We start from the raw sequence: 17,071 nt of genomic DNA, 5'->3' as shown, positions 1-17,071 counted from the left end.
AACATATGTTCGACAATATCCTCTCTTTTTTTGTATGATTTTTGCTATACTAAACTGTACTATAATACAAGATGGAAGGAGGATAAGGATGAAAATACTTGTAGTTGATGATGAATCGAGTATTCGTAATTTGATTCGAATGCAGTTAGAGATGGAAGGATATGAAGTATTAGTAGCGGCCGATGGTAGAGAAGCGCTAGAAAAGTGGAATGAAGGACCGGATGTATTGATTTTGGATGTTATGCTTCCAGATACAGATGGGTATGAGTTACTTCGCTTGTTCCGTGAGAAGGATAGAGATATTCCAGTACTCATGTTAACTGCAAAGAGTCAGATGAATGATAAATTGCTCGGCTTGCAACTCGGTGCGGATGATTATGTAACGAAGCCTTTCAATTATGCGGAGCTCATTCTTCGTGTGAAGAATATGAGTCGGCGTGTGAAGAAGGAGGAGGTCACTGCAATCCACGAAGTAATTCGAGCTGGAGAGTTAATAATTTGTCCTAAGGAAAGAAAATTACATGTTAGCGGACAAGAGATTCAGTTAACGTACCGAGAATTTAATTTATGTCAGCTGTTTGTTTCAAATCCACAGCGTGTATTTATGAGAGATGAGTTACTCGAGAAAGTGTGGGGCTTTGAGTATATCGGAAATACGAGAGCGGTTGATATTATGGTGCAAAGATTACGTAAGAAGCTTGGTACGAGCGGAGAATATATTAAAACAATTTATGGCGTTGGCTATAAGCTGGATTGTTAAGTGGTGATGATATGTCGTTAAAACGGAATATGGTATTTGGAATAGTTGGATTGTTGATTCCAATTCTTTTTCTTTTGTATACGGTTGTTTATATTTCACTAGAGAAGAATATGTATCATAATGCAGCAGATTCTCTTGAGAAGTTAAGTGTAGAGGCACAAATTTATACGATGAATTATTTAGAGAAAGAAGCAGAAATCGAGACGTTAGGTCCGAATTCGCTTTTAATTGCTTCGTACTTAGCGAAGCGGATGGATGTCCGTGTACAGATGATAGGAAAGAATGGAGATGTTGTTGCAGATACACAAAAAGGAGCGTTACTTCATCGAAATATTGATATTGAGAGTTCTTTGAAGGGTAAGAAAGCTTATGTTTTTGCGGAAGGAGAGCCAGCACCCATTCTTTTGTTTTCAAGCCCGGTTTATTATGGAAACGATGTCATTGGGAGTATTCGTTTTATAGATGAGTTAACGGGTGAGAAGGAAGTTTTAACAAATGTGAGCTGGACTTTTTTAATGACATCTCTTTGTTTAGTGGCTGCAGGTATTTTCTTTGCGGTTCGTTTAGCTAGGTCTCTTCATAGGCCAATTGATCAGTTGAGACAAATGGCAAAGCGGCTTGCGAATGGCGATTATGAAAGTAAGATTGAGCTAAATGAGTATGTGGAAATTGCACAGCTTTCAGCATCCTTTAATGTGATGGCTGATGGAATTGAACTGCATATTAAGCAATTGAAGGAAGAAAAAGAGAAACAGAAAGATTTCTTGGACCGTATTACGCATGAGTTGAAGACACCACTTACGGCAATTATCGGTTATGTTGATTTAATTCCGAAGTTACACTCGAAGGAAGATGTGCAAGAGAGTCTCCGGTATGTAGCTGTAGAAAGTGAGCGTCTATTATCACTTGTAGAGGAATTACTTAAGTCTTCAAAGTACGGGACGAGTACGTTTGAAGTGTCACCTACAGTTGTGAATATAAAAGAATTAGCAGAAGAAGCAGTTTCAATTGTGAAACCTCGTCTGCAGCAATTTGAGATTGAAGTGATAAATGAGTTAACGGATGTACATGTCGTTGCGGATTTTGATAAGACGAAGCAAATCTTTTTAAATGTACTTGATAATGCAATTAAATATAGTGATGCTACGCAAATTCGCATGAATGTAATTGTAAGTGAGCATGAGGCGAAGGTTTTTGTTCATGATGATGGTATCGGTATAGATGAGGATGTACTTGCCGAGTGGAATGGGTCTCCAGGAGGGAAAATGCTTCCTTCTAGTTATGGGAACGGCTATGGTTTGTATATTTGTCAGGAGATTATGAATAAGCAAGGCGGAAGTGTGCGAATTGAGAGCAGTGAAGAGATTGGTACTACGATATTTATTACATTTTTGCTTCCAAGACGAATGGAAGACATAAAAAACTTGAAAGCGGTTAAATGATACATTTATGAAACAATTATGCGGTATTTTCGAAACAACGTTTTTTTATCTTGGAGGTAGGCAGAAATGAAAAGGCTATCATTTCAAATTCTTATGTTTGTCTTTTGTATCATTGTTTCTCTTGTTTTGTTTTATGTTGTGGAGAAACAAACATATAATCGAATCACAATTGTGAATGACAAACAAGCCGTTTTACAAAGAGTGAACGAATCTCTTCCAATTGAAGTGAAAGTAAGACATGAAAAGTGGGGAGAAATTGTTGTAACGGATGAAGTTCGTTTACATACAATTGTTTCATTCTTTGACCGAATTCGAATAGAACCGAGAGAGGCAGAGAGCCAAGAACAAGTATTTACTGGAGAAGTAACGTACTTGAATGGACATAAGCGTACTTTTGCAGTAGGTGACTTGTTCCAGTATGAGGCGAACGTATACGGAAAGAAGGGCACTGATCCGATGATCTCGGCATTTCAAACGTATTTGTTAAGCCTGTATTACACGCCCGAGCGTATTAGTGATTTCTTCGCTTCAGCAAAGGATGTCATAGTACGTCAAGGGAATGTAGTACGTACTATCAATCTTACGCACATGCTTGATTCTATTCGGTACGCAAAACAAATTACAGATTACGGAGAAATTCAGAAATTATTACAATCACAGAATGAACCGATTGCTTATATTACAGCTTATAAATCAGGTAAGCATGTAAAGAATGAGCGTGAAGATATTCTTACGATTTCTGTGTATCCATCGTACTTTGTTGTGCAATACCTCGGTGATAATAACGGGAATGTCATGTATATGAAAGGCTCTTTAGCAGAGTTATTCGTAAAGGAGAATGCGTCATGAGAAAGATAGCCTTTTTCTTCTTTTTGCTAGTAATTGGAGGAGCGATGTCTAGTTGCTCTCGAGATACAACCTCTATTAAATATAATAAAAGTGGTCTCCCTATTTTGGATGATCGTCATCTTGTTGCATATGTAGCGGCCCGTGAGGAAGTTGGTGAGGCATTGCTTTCATCATTTTGTAAACCGCGTGGATGTACGTATGAATTTATTCGTCTTTCGACAGAAGAACTTCTTCGAAGAGTGGAAGAAGAAGCTGGAAATCCGAAAGCGGATATTATTATTGGCGGTACAGTAGATGCACATCAAATGATGAAGCAAAAAGATCTGTCTATTCCTGTGACGAGCCAGCATGCGAATCGTATTTCAAAAACTGTTAAAGATAAAGATGGTTATTGGTACGGTTACGAAGTAGAGAAATTGGCAATCGCAATTAATAAAGAGCGGTGGAACGAAGAAATAGCACCGCTTGGCCTACCGTATCCATCCAGGTGGCAAGATTTATTAAACTCTGCGTACACAGGAAAGATTGTTATGCCAGATCCAAATGTTTCGGGTACTGCATATACGTTTTTTCAATCACTTATTGATACTTTAGGTGAAGAGGAAGCGAAGGCGTATGTGAAGCATCTTGCAGGACAGGTTGGAGAAGTAACGGTGAATGGTTACATACCAGCAGAACTTGTGGCAAGTGGTGAATATATGATAGGCATCAATTTTATGGGAGATCAGAGAATGCTTCAAAAACGAGGCTTTCCTATTTTAAGTAACGAACCTGAGCAAACAGGTTTGTCTGTCAATGCGATTTCGAAACTAAAACGTGCACCGAGTGGTATTATTGCGGATTTATTTATTGATTATTGTTTATCAGAAGAAGCGGGTCACATTTTAGAAAAAGTTTCGTTTGGCGTACCAACGATGTTTGCGAAGAATGAGAAAGAAATAGAAGGACAGCCGGTTAGAAGGACGAACCAAAATATATCAAATAGTGGAATAATCGAGATATGGAATAGACAGCGTCTCTCTCAAAAGTGAGAAAAGGAGACGAGTGTATATGTTTAAATGGCTTAAGCCAGCACCTGCAATTGAGAGATTACCAGCGGATATGATCGCGAAAGTATATACGTTACTACGTATTCGTGTGCTAATCGGAATCTCTGTTGGATATGCTGCTTATTATTTAGTACGCAGTAACTTTACGTTATCAAGTACGTATTTAGTACAAGAATATGGTTTTAGTACAGCTGAAATTGGACTACTAGGTTCAGTAATGGCGATTGTTTATGGATTTAGTAAGTTCTTTATGGGGAATTTATCAGATAAAGCTTTTGCCCAGCGCTTTATCGCAGTCGGATTATTCTTATCAGGGCTTGTAAATATTTGTTTCGGGTTTGCATCTTCATTTGGAATGATTGTTACATTACTTGTCCTGAACGGTATTGTACAAGGTATGGGAGCACCACCTTGTAGTATCGTTATGACGAAATGGTTCTCAAAGAAAGAACGCGGTACGAAAACAGGTATTTGGAATATTTCACATAACGTTGGCGGAATGCTTGTGCCACCACTTGTCGGAATTGGTGTAGGTATTTTCGGTGAAAGTCATTGGCAAGGCGGCGTATTTATTTTCCCAGCGATTATCGCAATGGTAATTTCAGTTCTTGTTTGGATCAATGCGAAGGATACACCAGAGTCTGAAGGTCTTCCTCCAATTGATGAGTATCGTAATGACTATGAAAATCTTGAAAAAGCAGATAATGCTAACAAGATGTCACCAAAAGAGATTTTAATGAAATATGTAGTAAAAAATAAATTTGTATGGTTCTTATGTATTGCGAATGCATTTGTTTATTTAATTCGTTTCGGTGTTATTAACTGGGTTCCACTTTATTTAACGACAGTTAAAGGTTTTTCAAAAAATGAAGCACATGCAGCATACGCAATCTTTGAAGGTATGGCAATTCCAAGTTCATTAATCGTTGGTCTTTTAAGTGATAAATTATTTAAAGGGAAACGTATGCCATTGTGTATTATTAGTATGGTTGGAGTTGTTATTGGTACGTTTGTATATTGGCAAGCAACTAGCGTACTTGTTGTAAGTATTGCAGTTTCTATTATCGGATGTTTAATTTACGTACCACAGTTCTTAATCGGTTTAAGTGCGATGGAATTAGTACCGAAATTTGCGGTAGGTACGACAGTTGGTATGTGTGGTCTGTTCGGTTATGTGGGCGGAAGTCTTGTAGCAAACGCAGCAATTGGTGTTATTGTTGATCGTTCTGGCTGGGATGGTTGCTTTATCTTACTATTAACAGGTGCGATTTTATCAACAGTCTTCTTGTTCATCGTTCAACGTGGACATGAGAGAAAAGATCCTAAAGCGGCGTAATATTTTGTTTGAAAAGCTATTCAATTTTTATATTGGATAGCTTTTTCTATATAATATAATATTTCCTTAAATCTATCTTAAAAGACAAGATGTCATATTTCTAATCATTGGAATTTTTGTTACAATATAAATGGATGTGTAAAACTTTGTAAAATGATTGTAATAATATATGAATATTTTTCAGAAAGTTTTATACAATTGTGGTGTTTATTAAACTATTAAGTTATAAAGGGAGAGAGAATATGTTACCAAATACGGTTCGTACTCCAAATAAGAAGAAAAAATGGATTATTATCGGAGTTATTGCACTAATTGTTATTGTGGCAGCAGTTAATATTTTTATTATGCAAGGTAAGAAGAAGGGCGCATCAACAACAGCTGATGCTGTAAGTTTTGAGAAAGTGACAGAGCGTAAGCTGAATAATACGAAGTTAGTTTCTGGTCAGGTGAAGCCTGGGAATATTGAAAGTTTCTATGCGGATCCGGCCAAAGGAAAAGTGAAAGATATTGAGGTAAAAGAGGGACAAGAGGTAGAGAAAGGTACGAAGTTATTCTCTTATGATAATGAAGAGATTAATCTTCAAATGAAGCAAGCTGAGCTTGATCAGAAGATGGCAGATATGCGTTATGATCAAGGGAAAAAGAAGATTGATTCGCTCAAGAAAGAAATTAAGAAGGTGAAAGATAGCGGAGCTGGGAAAGAAGTAACAGATCCGATGGAAGAGCAAGTAAATGAGTTAGAAATAGCGCAAAAAACAACTGACCTTGAGAAAGAGAAAGGGAAGTTACAGAAAGAAGAGTTAAATAAAAAGCAGAAAGAGCTTACGATTTATAGTAATTTTGCTGGTGTTGTTCAAAAGTTAGATAAAGATGCGGCGCAAAGTTCATCTCAAGCGTTAGGTGGACAAGGGAAGGCATTTTTACAAGTTGCTTCTAAAGACCCGTTCCAAGTTCAAGGGACTTTAACAGAGCTTCAGAAGTCACAAATCCAAAAGGATCAAACATTCACTGTAACTGCGAAAGCAAATAATAAGAAGAAGTGGACAGGTAAGATTACAGAGGTAAGTGAATTCCCAACGAGTGCAGAGATGGGTCAAGCTGGTGGTGTAGGTGAAGCAACTCAAAATATGTCCCAATATACATATAAAGCAAGTCTTGATAGCCAAGACGGTTTATCTCCAGGTTACCATGTTTCATTACAAGTAAACTTAGAGAATAAGACGATGATTGCTGTTCCAAGTAAGAGCATTGTAGAAAAAGACGATGATGCATTTGTTTATATCGAAGAAAAAGGAAAGCTTCGTAAACAAAATGTGAAAAAGGGTGCTACTGATGGAGATTGGGCAGAGATTACTGAAGGCGTAACAGTGGGGCAAAAGGTGGTTAAAAATCCTTCCGACAACGTGTATGACGGAATGGAAGTGAAAGAGAAATGATTACGCTAAATAATATTGCTAAGACGTATTATCAAGGAAAGCTTGCGGTACCGATTTTGCATGGTATTAGTTTAACGATTCAGAGTGGTGAGTTTGTTTCGATTATGGGGCCTTCTGGTTCTGGTAAGTCAACGCTTATGAACATTATTGGTTGTTTAGATCGTCCAACAGAAGGCGAATATATGCTGAATGATGTGAATATCTTAACAGCAGACGAGTCAAAGCTCGCTTTAATTCGTAATGAATATATCGGCTTTGTATTCCAGCATTTTAATTTACTGCCGCGTCTCTCTGCGGTGGAAAATGTTGAACTTCCGCTCGTATACGGTGGCGTGAAGAAAGCAGAACGTCGTAAGCGTGCCTTAGAGGCGTTAGGTAAAGTTGGATTAGCGGACCGCGTACATCATTTACCGAATGAATTATCAGGTGGACAGAAGCAACGTGTAGCGATTGCAAGGGCAATTGCGAATAACCCAACGTTCATTATGGCCGATGAGCCGACTGGTGCGCTAGATACGAAGTCTGGTGAGCAAGTTATGGATATTTTTACGAAGCTTAATGCAGAAGGTACGACAATTGTTATGGTTACGCATGAAGAGGAAGTAGCGGCTTATTCGTCTCGCCGCATTGTACTGCGAGACGGGAAAGTTACAGAAGATAGAAGGTGTGCAGTATGAGTTTACTAGATAGTATGAAAATTGCCTTATCGTCTATTTTAGCTCATAAACTACGCTCGGCTTTGACGATGCTTGGGATTATTATCGGTGTAGGCTCTATTATTACCGTCGTTGCGATTGGGCAAGGCGGGGAAGCTGCATTGAAATCTCAATTTGTTGGATCAGGTAATCAAACGGTTCCGATTCATTATAGTGCTGATATGAATGATCCTTTTGGTATGGGGATGGTAGAAGCACCGAAAATAACTGAAGAAGATATTTTTGAAATTAAAAAAATTCCAGAAATCTCACATGTTGTAACAACAAATTCAAGTATGGAACCACTTGATATTGAAGATAAAGTAGAAATGGTGAGTATTACTGGATTAGACAGTGAGTATTTTTCAGTAAATAAAGTAAAGTTGTTAAAGGGACGTTCTTTACAAGAATCAGATGTGGATCAAGGTAATAACGTTGTCATGATTAGTAAACAAATGGAGGAAAAGGTATTTAAGGATGCCAATCCAGTCGGTAAAATTATTGAAATGAAGGGTCAACCGATGCAAATTATCGGTGTCTACAAATCAGATAACGAGTTTATGGGAATGGGACCATCAGAAGCATTAATTCCAATTTCATTATGGCCGACACTGTATGGAAAAGATGAAATTCAAAATATTTCTGTTCAAGCAAAAAATGTAGATAACTTAGAAAAAGCAGGTAAAAAAGCTGCAGATGTCTTAAACAGTCGTAAACCGAGTGATGCAACTGGTAAATACGAAGTTATGAATTTAAAAGAACTTCAAGAAGGTATTTCAAAGATGACCGGTATTATGACAATGATTATCGGCGGTATCGCTGGTATTTCACTAGTCGTTGGTGGTATTGGTGTTATGAACATTATGCTCGTATCTGTAACAGAACGTACGCGCGAAATTGGAGTACGTAAAGCACTTGGAGCGACGCGTAGTAAAATTTTATTACAGTTTTTAATTGAAGCAGTTATGTTAACGCTTCTAGGTGGTTTAATCGGGATTGGTCTTGGGTATGGCGGGGCATATATCGTTTCCACATTTGCGAAGTGGCCACCGCTCGTTTCATGGGAAGTTGTCGTTGGAGGAGTGCTATTCTCTATGACACTTGGTATTGTTTTTGGATTAATTCCAGCAAACAAAGCTGCGAAATTAGATCCAATTGAAGCATTACGTTATGAGTAATTAATAGTGTAGTAGAACTACACTATTACCGTTCTAGTGGGCGGTTCGTAGCCTCTTACAATGAGGAAGTGAACCGCCCGTTAGAACGGGTTATATAAATAGAAGGAGGCGTTATAATGGAAGCGAATTTGAATACGCAAAAGGTTGGCGGAGGGAAGCCGTCTTTATTTGGAATGATTACTTCTCCTGGTTTACAGTTTGAGAGAATGAAGGCGAGCGAGAAAGTTTGGGGTCTGTTCTTTTTAGTTGCGTTGTTACAAGGGCTTGTAGGTGGTTTGACAACATATGTTGTGAACACGTCACCTGAAATGATTAAAATGCAGAAAGAATTAGGTGAACTTGCTGGTAAGGGTTCAATAACATCAGAAGTTATTTATGGAATTGGATCTGGTTTTGTTGGAGCGATGATTGGAGCGCTATTTGTCGCAGCTATTTATAAAGTATTTATGATGTTCTTTGGAAATGATACGTCTTATAAGAAGTTATTAACGATTGTTGTATATACTAATATTATTCTTATTATTGGTGGACTTATTAATGGTATTATAGCCCTAATTTTAGATGGTGGAGCAACCCAGTATACAAGTTTAGGACCATTATTTGACCAAGGTTCACTTGCATATGGAATAGGTAATACAATTGAATTGTTCTATTTATGGAATTTAGTTTTAATTTGGTTAGGATTACAAGTTACAGCTGGATTAAGTAAAGTGAAAGCAGCAATTCCAATTATTGTTTTATTCATTATTAAAGCGGCATTCTTAGCTGCATTTGTTGTGTTAATGGCAAAAATATTACCAAATATTCCTGTATAATATGATCTGACAAAAAAGGTGGCTCTCTAGAGTCACCTTTTTTATTTTTACCCTTACTTCAAATACCACCAACAAAGTTTCAAATACTGCCTAGTGTAATTTCAAATTCCTTCGGTAGTATTTGAAATTACTCACAGTGAAGTCTCTTCTTTATTTTTATATTGTAAAGGTACCGCGGAATAACAAAGGGGTATACCTTTTAGAAATAGGTACTATGTGAAGCCAGCGACTTTTACAGAGACGGTTGTTTTGTATGAGGGAATGATTGTAAATCAAATAAAAAAGTTAAGTATTTATCAAGATCATGAAGAGTATTATCAATGTGGTTTAATTGGTCTTTGGTATGCGTATGAAAGATATGAGGAGGGGAAAGGAAGTTTTCCTGCTTATGCGGTGATAACGGTACGTGGTTATATATTGGAAAGATTGAAGAAAGAATGTGTAATGCAGGAGAGGTATGTGTGCGTCGGAGAGTACGATGAACAATTTGAGTCTGAAGAAACGGGAATGAGAGCACAGGATTTTATGAGTGTGTTAAATAAGAGGGAGAGGCACATTATTTCGGAACGATTTTTTGTAGGGAAAAAGATGGGAGAAATAGCCTGTGAAATGGGAATGACATATTATCAAGTGAGGTGGATATACCGGCAGGCACTTGGGAAAATGCGAGATAGTGTAAAGGGATAAAGAGAATAAGTAGAATGGAAGATAAGAGAAATATCACCTTCCATTCTATTTGTTTTAAGATAGTAAATGTGGCATGAGGTTTTATGAGTGTAGTGAATCTTGCATGTTCATTTGGGATAAAACATATCCAGCTTTCCATAATTGCTGACTTAACTTATGGGAACTAATTTGTATCGTTACGGTAAATCCGTTTGAGAAATGAATTTTAGCTTTCTTCGTTTTTTTGAAAAACTCTATTGTATGGATATGCTTGTAGAACAACCAAATACAGTTTGGAGAAGCAGGAGATTCTGTTGGAAAAGCGCAAATATATTCCTTATGATTAATTGGAATCGGAACGTTTTGTTTGAATTTAAAGTTTGCTTGGACTGCATTACGTCTGCCCTGATAAGTAGAATAAACATCTGTTAGACAAGATTTCTGTATGAGCTGGAGAGCGGTTTGGCGGGAGTAAAGGTGCTTCCCGCTACTGTCGATAATTTTTGTACGGTAAGAGGGGTGCTTACATGGCTCTAACATCATTGTAGAACTAGAAATAAAAATATCATTTTCATTGTTCATTAGTATAATGCCTCCCTTGTAATCTTTATTCTTAATATAATTATATATAAATTTTGTAAAGTCACTATTAATATTCTGTTTTATATTGTAAATTTTAGTTATTCGTTTACAATCAACAGATGATAGTCTTTCTAATTTGCATCGCTTGTACATATATATGAAAATAGAAAAGAATAGGCGGTGATATAGCATGAAGAAAAAGTATATTATTATAGTTCTAGCTGTTGTTCTCCTAGTTTATTTAGCAAATAGTAATCCGAGTAAAGGAGAATATACGGATTGGGCAGCGAAGCAGTTTATGAAACGTAATGATGTGAGTAAGAAGCTAGATGAGGTTCAAAAAGAAAATGAAGAGGGTCTTCTTGGCGATTTAGCATCGGCAGGTAAGAAGTTGGCGAAAAAGTATGTTGAGCCACAAGTTGGATTATTAATCGACCATTATACAAAGCGAAATGATTATATTTTCTTCTCAACATATACGACCGATTTCGATTTAGGTGGAGAAAATTATAAATATGTATGCGTCGGTTTTTCAAAGATTTTTATTCCGATTGAAATGCCGAAGAAAAAAGACGAATCTGCAAAATAATGCAGATTCGTCTTTTTCGTTTATTCCGCTGTTTGTGGGCAGTCAGACTCCTATCTAAAAATTCGGCTGGAGAGAAGAAGTTAGTTGGGAGCCTTACTGCCTGTAACTGCCTGATTGGTGAAGGTTAATAATCAGTAGGTATGAACAAAATCCCCACTGATTAAAGTTTCACTTTATAGAGTAATTGGAACTTCGGATACATTTTTTTCTACGAGACGAGCTCCTTTTTTTCGGGTATTTTCATCAATTGATGAAAATACAGATGACGCAAGAATGGTATCCATTACTTGATTTACGACTTGTGCATCGACGGGTGTGATGGGCTTATCGATAGAAAAAACAACTGTTTTTCCATCTTCTTTCGTGAAAATCAATTCGAGTACTTGCATGCTTTATTCCCTCCTTATTATTTATACGTTAGCAAGATCTGAAGTACTTACAAGTTGTACAGCGTGAAGTGATGATTCTTGTAAGGAAGCAAGGGCACGAGCTACGTTGTGTACTTGCTCTAAGTTTGCATTTGTTTTAACGCGTTTAAATTGTTTGTTCTTCAAAGTTGTTTTTCCATTCTTATCTAATCCATTGTTTAATACAAGACGTAGAGTTAAATCCATTACGATTGTTTCAACTGCCATGTTTATCACCCCCTTTCACTTTATAAATAGGGGGCAAATGTCATGTTTTGGCGTGAAATTTTTTCTTTTTTTTGGTACTCTTAAAAGACTAAGAGAGGGGTTTCGGAAGAATGAATCGTAAATGGTTATTTTGGATTCCTGTATTACTATGGATGGGGCTTATCTTCTATTCCTCAGCACAACCATATAAAAAACAGGATATGCGTTCGGATATTGAACAATATGTAAATGTTGAGTTTGTGAAAGAGCATTTTTCATGGGTATCTATCGATTATGGTGGAGGTACACCTGTTAGTATTGCAAATAAAGGTGTGGGCGGATTTATTGAATTTTTCCTTCGTAAAGGTGCTCATTTTATGGTATTCTTCATGCTCGGTTCTTTGACGTATTACGCTTTTCATCGATCGGGTTGTTCGAGAAAAAGATGCTTTATATATGCCCTTCTTTTCGTTGCGGGGTATGCAACAGTGGATGAAATCCATCAATGGTTTACGGGAGACCGTACACCGATGTGGCAAGATACATTACTTGATACGTGCGGCGGATTGACAGGAATTATAATAAGTAATTGGTTTTGGAATAGAAAAAGGAGCTAATCTCATTTCGAGATTTGCTCCTTTTGTTTATACACCAAGTAATTCTTTTAGTTCATCTGTTGATAGTTCAGTCATCCAACTATCACTTGTAATGACAGCATTGTTTAGTGATTGTTTTCGTTCTAACATTTCATCAATTTTCTCTTCTAATGTTCCTGTTGTAATAAGTTTGTGAACATGAACGAATCGTTTTTGACCAATACGATATGCACGGTCCGTTGCTTGATTTTCTACAGCTGGATTCCACCAACGATCGTAGTGAATGACATGATTAGCGGCAGTTAAGTTTAAGCCTGTTCCGCCAGCTTTTAAGGATAAGATGAAAATGTCATACGTTCCGTTTTGGAACTGTTCGATCATCTTATCACGCTCTTTCTTCGGTACACTGCCGTTTAAGAAGAGGACGCGCTGACCAAATGTTTCCTCTAATATGCTCTTTAGCATGTTTCCCATGCTGATGTATTGGGTAAAGATTAAACAGCTCTCATTCTGATCTTTAATATTTTCGATTAGTTCCATTACCGTTTTTGTTTTCATAGAACGTTCAACGATATCTTTCGGCTCTGTTTCTTTTAAATAAAGAGCAGGGTGATTGCAAATTTGTTTTAGTTTATTCAACATTAGTAATATGAACCCGCGACGTTCAATCCCGCTTAGCCCTTCAACATTTTGTAATGTATCTTGAACAAGTTGCTCGTATAAGGAAGCCTGTTCACCAGTTAGTGGGCAGTAAGCTTTCTGTTCTTGTTTATCTGGTAAGTTTAATGCGACTGTTTGATCTTTCTTCGTTCGACGCAGTAAAAATGGTGAGATAAAGCGTTGGACTTGTTGGATTTTTCTTTCATCACGGTCTTTTTCAATCGGTGTGACGAAGCGGCGCTGGAATTGTCCTAAACTGCCAAGATATCCATGATTAATAAAGTCGAAAATGGACCAAAGCTCGGCAAGTCGGTTTTCCATCGGTGTACCAGTTAAAGCAATTTTATGATTTGCCTGCAAGTTGCGTACTGCTTTCGACTGTTTCGTATGTGGGTTCTTAATATTTTGTGCTTCATCCAAAATAACAGCGTCCCAGCATAACGAAGTAAGTTCTTCCTCGTCAAGTTGAGCTAACGCATAAGACGTTAATACAACATCTGCTGATTGAAGAAAATCTTTAAATGAATCTCCCTTATCGCGGTTACTTCCATAATGTAATTGAACGCGTAAATTTGGTGCGAAACGCTCAAATTCTTTTTGCCAATTTCCAAGAACGGATGTCGGCGCCACGATTAATGCAGGACCTGTTTTGAGCTTGTTTTCTTTTACATATAGTAAGTAAGAGATCGTTTGAATACTTTTCCCAAGTCCCATATCGTCCGCTAATAATGCCCCAAATCCAAGTTGTCGTAAATATAATAACCATTCAATGCCGTGTTGCTGATACGGACGAAGTGTTGCGTTTAGTGAAGTAGGGACATCTACTTTTGGAATATCTCCAATATGGAGCAGCTTTTGGAATAGCTCTTCATAATATCCGTCTAGTTCGATTTCAATATCAGTAAACGGACTATCTTCTTCTACAATTTCTGTTTCAGCAGTGTTTGATAAATGTTGCTGGAGGACATCTTTCATTTCTAGTCCGTATTTATCGGCACGGTTCATTAGTTTTCTTACTTCTTCAATAAAGGCTGGATCCAGTCGCATCCATTGACCATTTATATTGAATAATCGTTTGTTTTGTTCAATGAGTTCGAAAAATTCGCTTTCCGATAAATCAATTCCGTTCGTTGAAATGCGCCAATCAAAGTTAACGAGCGTATTCATGCCGAAGAAAGATTGTGTTTGTGCTGTGCTTTGCTTCAGCTGTACACGCAGCTTCGGTTTTGCTGCTTTTAAATTTTGCCACCATGATGGTAATAAAATTGTAATACCAGCTGCAAGTAACTCGTCACTTGCTTCTGTTAAGAAATTCCAAGCTTCCGTTTCAAACAGTTCTTTTCTGAACGTATCCCCTTCTTTTAGCCACGGTACGAGCTTACTAAAGCCTTCTTGCGTTTCCGTAATACGCTCTTCGTAATCGTGCCATCTTTTCGGTAAGGAATCGATGTTTTCATATACATATATGCGATGTGCCCCGCGCTTTGGTGTCACAATCGTTTCAAGCTTCCACATTTCAAATTCCTCTTGTGGTTCTTGCAGTCTTAGTCCAATTGTAAAGGGAAGGTCATCTTCAATGTAACCGATTTTTCGAAGCCAATCTTCTTCATGTAGCGCTGTTTCCAGCTGTCTTTTCGTAAAGTCGTAATGTTCGTATAGTCTCTTTGCATCTTCCCATCCGTCATTTGATCGGTTATCTTGCAATATACTTTCATTTACCGAGGTTGAGAAAAGCGTTGCTAATGTGTCATCTTCGATTGGTGTATTTTGAACTTTCCAAGATGGTTGTTTGGGCCAACGTTCCATATCGGGTACGAAGCTACCGCTTACGAAGGCATCCCATAATTCATTTGCATCTTTCGTAAGTGCTGTAATAGGATCGTTCATTTGAATATGTGCAAAGGAGTTCATCGGTTTGTTTGCGATGTATTCAAATGCTTGTGCGTTTGTTAGCATAACACCTTGTTTCCCTTCAAAGGTTGCTTCTTTTAGAAACGTGCCATAGAAGGAAGTGGCGTGCCATGTAAATGCATTTCGTTTCCAACTTGTTACGGATAATGGAGTACCGCTGTCATCTTCGCCCCAAAGGAACCAACCTTGACTAACATGCTGGAGCCTAATTGTTACTTCAGTTTGATTGATCATCGATTAATTTTCCTTTCCGTAATTCCTCTTGTAGTGCACGAAGGCGTGAATGTAGATTGGCGATATGAATAATGAAAGCATCCCATTCATCGGTGCGTTTTAAACGTTTATATAATGTACGTAATTTCTTTAAGTAGCGAACTGCACGTCTATATGATTTACGGTTTCGTTCTTCAATGGCCTCTACAGCAGCAAGATGATAAAGAGGAAGTGCCGCTTCTGGCGCTTCTTTTTCAATATCTTTCAATGGCTCTTTCAATAGTTCAATTGCTTCAAATCCATATAAGAGATGAAGTTCGGACCATGTACGATACTGCTTCTTCGCGAGTACGTATTGTTCGTAGTTTGTGAAACTATACGGTAATAGTTCTTGTAAAATCATTTCGAATCCAGCTTGTTCATTTGTATGCGTTGCATATGTTTCGTACATGATTACAAATAACCGAACGATATCTTTTATGAAGATTGTATCCTCGTGCTCATGTATGGTTTTCTTTACTTGTTTATACGTAAACGAAAGCCAGTTTTTTCCGCGATCCCACTGCATGGCGCTTAATAGCTCTTCTAACCAATAGAAATAAAGACTTACAACAGAAGCAGGCTGTTTTTTTAGTAAGTCCATTGCTAGTAGGTCTTCGTCATTTAAAAAGAATAGATGAGAAGATGCTAATGCTTTGGAAAGTGGATTTATTTTCGTGTCAATTCGTTTTTCTTCTTCTTGCAGTTGATCTTTATTGTTTAACAGTTCACTCCATATGTGACGATAAATAAAAAATCTCTCCTGTGTATAGGCATCAGTGGAGAAGAATACTTCGTGAACGAGACGAGCAGTTTCTTGTAAAATTGATTCAGACTCTGAAGGAATCGCTTCTGATTGTAGGTCCCGAACGATGGATTCCACTTTATCCACAAATAGGCGAACGACGTTAACAGGTTGGTGATAAGAATACGTTTTATTTACTTCGAATGCCTGAATTTCTTCTAATAATTTTTGAAAGCAATAAAGTGCCGCGTGTAGTCTGAACAATTCATGTATCGCAATGATACGCGGAGCTTTCCGCTCGAGTTTCGTATAGAAGTCTGTAAAAATACTCATAAGAAAATACATTTGTTTATAAGTAAGCCGAGCTTGTTCTTTTTTAAATGATTCATATTCGTTGTCAAAATATGATTGCCAACTTTTATAATCCGTTTCTTCAAAAGCTGATGATTGCAATACTTGTCTTGCAGTTCGAATAGGAGGAAGAGAAGGTTTCGTATTATTTTTAAATAAAGTTAATACATCTCCTACTTGCCCGAAACTAGACGCTGCAGATAGTAACACAGCGAGCATATGCTCACATTGCGTTGGTGCGAAGCAATCGCAATAGCTTTCAGCGACGTTACGAATCGGGATATGAACGCTATATACGCTGCCTTCAGCATCTACAGTTCCTGATAGCGTGTAACCATCAAAGTCAACGTTGTAGACAACACCACTACGATATAGGTGCCGAGCTGTAGCGACATGTTCCTGATCAGCTGTTTGCTGTGGATCTAGTCCTTGAACGAACTCATTCGCAATCATCATAATTTCATCTTTCGTAATTGAGTGTTGCAGCATAATATTCCTCCGTACACATATTTCTTTCCTTTACCATTATAAACAAAAAATGCTCA

17 protein-coding genes are annotated in these 17,071 nt (G+C 37.6%); 12 read left to right on the top strand and 5 right to left on the bottom strand.

All coding sequences use genetic code 11. The features are described 5' to 3' along the window. Positions 1–88 precede the first annotated feature (88 nt). The 10 genes from JDS81_RS16800 to JDS81_RS16755 all read left to right on the top strand — a co-directional run bounded on the left by JDS81_RS16800 (position 89) and on the right by JDS81_RS16755 (position 10,247). Positions 89–760: a response regulator transcription factor gene (locus JDS81_RS16800; RefSeq protein WP_097879134.1), complete on the top strand. Its 672-nt coding sequence runs from the start codon at positions 89–91 to the stop codon at positions 758–760. An 11-nt stretch (positions 761–771) separates the two neighbouring features. Then, positions 772–2,202 (top strand): sensor histidine kinase, encoded by a 1,431-nt coding sequence (locus JDS81_RS16795; protein ID WP_097954603.1) that lies wholly within the window; start codon positions 772–774, stop codon positions 2,200–2,202. A gap of 66 nt (positions 2,203–2,268) precedes the next feature. Next, entirely contained in the window at positions 2,269–3,051 is a 783-nt protein-coding gene (locus tag JDS81_RS16790; protein ID WP_000826601.1) for a DUF3919 family protein, read from the top strand. Continuing rightward, on the top strand, positions 3,048–4,082 hold the full coding sequence (locus JDS81_RS16785) for an ABC transporter substrate-binding protein (RefSeq protein ID WP_097954604.1): 1,035 nt from the start codon (positions 3,048–3,050) through the stop codon (positions 4,080–4,082). The genes JDS81_RS16790 and JDS81_RS16785 overlap by 4 nt, the downstream gene beginning before the upstream one ends. A gap of 19 nt (positions 4,083–4,101) precedes the next feature. Next, entirely contained in the window at positions 4,102–5,436 is a 1,335-nt protein-coding gene (gene pgtP / locus JDS81_RS16780) for an MFS transporter (RefSeq protein WP_000477572.1), read from the top strand. Positions 5,437–5,678: 242 nt separating this feature from the next. Then, positions 5,679–6,872, top strand: a complete 1,194-nt coding sequence (locus JDS81_RS16775; RefSeq protein WP_098145646.1) for an efflux RND transporter periplasmic adaptor subunit — start codon at positions 5,679–5,681, stop codon at positions 6,870–6,872. Beyond that, positions 6,869–7,549 (top strand): ABC transporter ATP-binding protein, encoded by a 681-nt coding sequence (locus JDS81_RS16770; RefSeq protein WP_000631624.1) that lies wholly within the window; start codon positions 6,869–6,871, stop codon positions 7,547–7,549. Before JDS81_RS16775 ends, JDS81_RS16770 begins: the two co-directional genes overlap by 4 nt. Then, positions 7,546–8,745 (top strand): ABC transporter permease, encoded by a 1,200-nt coding sequence (locus JDS81_RS16765; protein WP_000054399.1) that lies wholly within the window; start codon positions 7,546–7,548, stop codon positions 8,743–8,745. The genes JDS81_RS16770 and JDS81_RS16765 overlap by 4 nt, the downstream gene beginning before the upstream one ends. A 116-nt stretch (positions 8,746–8,861) precedes the next feature. Further along, positions 8,862–9,560 carry a YknW family membrane protein gene (yknW, locus tag JDS81_RS16760; RefSeq protein WP_097955094.1) on the top strand — a complete coding sequence of 233 codons (699 nt, stop codon included), beginning with the start codon at positions 8,862–8,864 and terminating at the stop codon, positions 9,558–9,560. A 216-nt stretch (positions 9,561–9,776) separates the two neighbouring features. Continuing rightward, the gene (locus JDS81_RS16755; protein WP_097879139.1) at positions 9,777–10,247 is read left to right on the top strand and encodes a sigma-70 family RNA polymerase sigma factor; all 471 of its coding nucleotides are present in this window, start codon (positions 9,777–9,779) and stop codon (positions 10,245–10,247) included. An 81-nt stretch (positions 10,248–10,328) separates the two neighbouring features. On the opposite strand, the gene JDS81_RS16750 is transcribed toward JDS81_RS16755, so the two are convergent. Then, a complete protein-coding gene (locus tag JDS81_RS16750; protein ID WP_001058458.1) occupies positions 10,329–10,808 on the bottom strand; it encodes a competence protein ComK in 480 nt (159 codons plus the stop codon). A gap of 190 nt (positions 10,809–10,998) precedes the next feature. Here JDS81_RS16750 and JDS81_RS16745 point away from each other — a divergent pair, with 190 nt between their 5' ends. Continuing rightward, entirely contained in the window at positions 10,999–11,397 is a 399-nt protein-coding gene (locus JDS81_RS16745) for a DUF4359 domain-containing protein (RefSeq protein WP_000731398.1), read from the top strand. Between the two features lie 173 nt (positions 11,398–11,570). Here the strand turns inward: JDS81_RS16745 and JDS81_RS16740 are convergent, their stop codons facing one another. Both JDS81_RS16740 and JDS81_RS16735 read right to left on the bottom strand, forming a co-directional pair. After that, entirely contained in the window at positions 11,571–11,786 is a 216-nt protein-coding gene (locus JDS81_RS16740) for a DUF2922 domain-containing protein (RefSeq protein WP_001197607.1), read from the bottom strand. A gap of 21 nt (positions 11,787–11,807) precedes the next feature. Beyond that, positions 11,808–12,032, bottom strand: a complete 225-nt coding sequence (locus tag JDS81_RS16735) for a DUF1659 domain-containing protein (RefSeq protein ID WP_000257697.1) — start codon at positions 12,030–12,032, stop codon at positions 11,808–11,810. 110 nt (positions 12,033–12,142) lie between these two features. On the opposite strand from JDS81_RS16735, the gene JDS81_RS16730 reads away from it, so the two are divergent. Further along, complete coding sequence (locus tag JDS81_RS16730; RefSeq protein ID WP_097955096.1) at positions 12,143–12,628, top strand: VanZ family protein; 486 nt, start codon at positions 12,143–12,145, stop codon at positions 12,626–12,628. 27 nt (positions 12,629–12,655) lie between these two features. Here JDS81_RS16730 and JDS81_RS16725 read toward each other — a convergent pair whose 3' ends face one another. Next, entirely contained in the window at positions 12,656–15,412 is a 2,757-nt protein-coding gene (locus JDS81_RS16725; RefSeq protein ID WP_097955097.1) for a DEAD/DEAH box helicase, read from the bottom strand. Beyond that, a complete protein-coding gene (locus tag JDS81_RS16720; protein WP_000939160.1) occupies positions 15,396–17,015 on the bottom strand; it encodes an SWIM zinc finger family protein in 1,620 nt (539 codons plus the stop codon). Before JDS81_RS16720 ends, JDS81_RS16725 begins: the two co-directional genes overlap by 17 nt. Positions 17,016–17,071 lie beyond the last annotated feature (56 nt).

Source organism: Bacillus cereus group sp. N31 (assembly GCF_016483245.1).
Taxonomy (GTDB): Bacteria; Bacillota; Bacilli; order Bacillales; family Bacillaceae_G; genus Bacillus_A; species Bacillus_A toyonensis.
This window is presented reverse-complemented; position numbering and strand designations above follow the sequence as displayed.